This is a genomic window from Pseudomonadota bacterium (assembly GCA_039196715.1).
In the GTDB taxonomy this organism is placed as follows: Bacteria; Pseudomonadota; Gammaproteobacteria; order CALCKW01; family CALCKW01; genus CALCKW01.
The window spans coordinates 1-3,064 of the sequence record JBCCUP010000152.1 but is presented as its reverse complement, the minus strand read 5'-3'; the positions used below and the strand labels follow the sequence as shown (position 1 = coordinate 3,064).

At 65.7% G+C, this 3,064-nt stretch carries 3 protein-coding genes; 1 reads left to right on the top strand and 2 read right to left on the bottom strand.

What is annotated here, in order from left to right; all coding sequences use genetic code 11:
* Positions 1-101: 101 nt before the first annotated feature.
* Complete coding sequence (locus AAGA11_22905) at positions 102-1,460, top strand: amidase (protein MEM9605724.1); 1,359 nt, start codon at positions 102-104, stop codon at positions 1,458-1,460.
* Between the two features lie 27 nt (positions 1,461-1,487).
* Here the strand turns inward: AAGA11_22905 and AAGA11_22900 are convergent, their stop codons facing one another.
* Together AAGA11_22900 and AAGA11_22895 are read right to left on the bottom strand one after the other, a co-directional pair.
* Positions 1,488-2,366: a phytanoyl-CoA dioxygenase family protein gene (locus AAGA11_22900; GenBank protein ID MEM9605723.1), complete on the bottom strand. Its 879-nt coding sequence runs from the start codon at positions 2,364-2,366 to the stop codon at positions 1,488-1,490.
* Positions 2,367-2,608: 242 nt separating this feature from the next.
* Complete coding sequence (locus tag AAGA11_22895; protein MEM9605722.1) at positions 2,609-2,776, bottom strand: hypothetical protein; 168 nt, start codon at positions 2,774-2,776, stop codon at positions 2,609-2,611.
* Positions 2,777-3,064: the final 288 nt, after the last annotated feature.

Genomic DNA, 3,064 nt, shown 5'->3' with positions numbered 1-3,064 from the left:
GCGCGGGGCGCTGCAGCACAGTCAGGCAGTCATGCACACAGCCTCGCAGAGTGCTGGCTGGATGGCAAATTGTGTCGGGCTTGCCATGTTCAGGGCTCGGCGTGAACGAGCTCAACCGACTCAGCGCCAGCGAACAGGTCGAGCGCATGCGCCGCCGCGAGGTCTCGGTGCAGACTGTGCTGGAGGCACACCTCGACGAGATTGCGCGGCGCGAACCGACCATCAATGCCTTTGTCACGGTCGACGCCGACCGCGCGCGCTGCCGGGCCGAGGCCTTGGACCGCGCTGCTGCGCGCGGTGACACGCTCGGCCCCCTGTTCGGTCTGACTGTTGGGATCAAAGACGGTGCGCCAGTGGCGGGCCTGCGCTGGACACGCGGGTCGGAAGCCTACGCGGACGTTACCGCCGAGGTGACTGCACTGCACGTCGCCAACCTCGAAGACGCCGGGGCGATTGTGCTGGGCAAAACCAACTTGCCCGAGCTCGGACACGGGCGATACGGCGGTCAGACCGACAACGCCGTCGCCGGCCTGACGCGCAACCCGCTGGACCCGAGCAAGACGGTGTCGAGTTCGTCCGGTGGGTCTGCGGCGGCACTGGCTGCGCACTTTGTCGCCCTCGCAGACGGCAGCGACATCGCGGGCTCGATTCGCGGCCCGGCGGCCTGGTGTGGGCTCTACGGCCTGCGACCTACCCCCGGCGTGGTGCCGAACTGGCCGAAAGCGGACCCGTTCGAGGGCACGGATGTGGTCGGACCGATGGCACGCACAGCGCGGGACCTCGCGCTGATGTTTGATGCCATGCGCGGGCCGCGCATGGCGCCCCTGTACACCGTGCCTGCGCCGGTGTCGGTGTCAGAGAGCCCGTTTCAGGGCCTGCGGGTCGCCTGGTGCCTGAGGCCGGACGGCGCCGACACGAGTGAGGCGGTCACCGCTGCGCTGTCGCCCTTGCGCGCGCAGTTGACCCGACTCGGCGCCGTTGTACGCGACGCCGAACCCGACCTGCGGGGATTGCACGCCGCGCAGGCGACGCTCCGCGACGTTGGCGTGGTGGTCAAGCACGGTGAGGCGATAGACGCGAACCCGTCCGGGTTTTCGCCCGAACTGCACGCGGCACTCGCCCGGGGGCGTGAAGTGACAAGCGCGTCGCTCTGCCAGTCGACCCGCGTGCGCGACCGGTGTGTGCACACGGTGCATGCGTTTTTTGCCGACCACGACGTGATGGTGTGGCCCACATCGACGCGGATGCCGTTCGGAGCAGACGCCGAAGCAGAGGCCATCCACGAGGACTGGCGGCCGATCGAGCTGACGCCGTGCTTGCACTTGCCGGCGTTGGCCGTGCCGGTTGGCCGCACCCCCGACGGCATGCCCTGCGGTGTACAGTTGATCGGCCCGCTCCGCGCGGACGCCCGCCTGCTGGCACTCGCTACTGCACTTGAGGCCGCATTGGTGCCGGCTTGACGGCGTGTGCCTGCGAACCAGACCGCGTCAGTTGGCGTACAGCGCGCCCGCCATGCCTGTCTGCAGGTCAAACAACGAGCCGGTCGCGTACTCGTCGGCGGGCTTGGGTGTCGGGCTTGGAATGCGTACAGGGGCTTCGCAGACACGCGCGGTGTGCGTGATCTCGCCGCGAAGGATGCGTTCGTTGAAGTCGTCCCAGTTGAAGCTGTGGAAGACCGGAAAGGCGTCGACGGCAACGTAGTTGAACAGCAACAGCGGGCGGTTGACGGCGGATCGGTTGGCCGTTGAGGCGTGCAGCGTGCGGACATGGTGTACCGAAATCGAGCCCGCGGTTGCCGTGAGAGGCACCGCGCGCTGGATCTCGTCGCGGATGTCCTCGGCGTTGACGCCACCGACGAAGTAGCCATTGTGGTGGTGGTCGTGTACGGCGCCGGTGTGTGACCCTGGAACCACCATCAATGGGCCGCTTTCGAGCGTACAGTCTTCAAGCAGGATGCCGACAGCCAACATGTCGTCGTTGGTCTGTGGGTAGAACGCCCAGTCCTGGTGCCATTCCACGGCGGCGCCGCCGCTCGGCGGCTTGAAGTTCAGCTTGCCGTGGTCGAAACGCACGCTGCCCCCGAGCAGCACCTGGACGAGGTCGAGCAGCGCGGGCAGTCGCATGGCCTCATCGAAGCAACTCGCAAAGGCTTCGGGGGACGCAATACGACGAAGTTGCGGCACGCCGTCGGCGTTTTCGAAGGTGTCGAGCAGCTCGTGGTCGAGCGTGCCTGCTGCGACGCGGTCGATCGCCGAGCGGGTTTCTTGTTGCAGGCGCGCGAGCAACGTGGGCGGGATGATATCCTCAACCACCAGGTAGGCGTCGGTGTCGTATTGGACTTTCAGTGCGCGGACGCGTTCGTTCACGGTCTCATTCCCGGTGGTGCACGCCCGAAAGCAGCGCGTGGAATCCACGCGCACTGACACGGCGGGCGGGCAGGGCTTGCACTCTACGCGCAGCGCGCAGCAATGCAATCCTGTCAGCGCCGTACCACGGCGCAAACAGACACGCGAGGCTCGCGCACTGCGCCGGCGGCGCGGGTGATTGACGTGTGCCCAACAGGGCGACCTTGGGCAGCGGAGTTCAGCGCGGCCGAACGGCCAGTGCGTCAGTGTGCGCGGTCGGGGTCGGGCGCTGCCGGGTAGGTGGCCGGTTGGTCGTTTTCGCGGATGACGACTTTGCCCAGCACGGAGCGGACGGTGGGGGTGCCAAGCGACGGGGTGAGGATGGGCATGTCGCCATCGTAGTCACGCAGCATCTCTATGAAGTCTGACACGGTCATCAAGGGTGTGCTCCAGTGCCACGTGCCCTCACTGGCACGTGCGTTTCACGCTCTGGCTGACCCGGGGAATAACACGTCCCGGTTAACCTGTTCGGGTCACGTTACCACCGGGTTGCGCAAAATGACACATTCGCAAGCACTTTTTTTCAAGTAATTCAGTCAATTATTTGGCATCTCTGTACCAAATCCCTCAAGTACTACGTGAGCAGATTCCATATTGTGGAATGTATTTCCAAAATATATTGCACCCGGTTCAACCGCCCAGTAGGCTTGGTGCTTCGG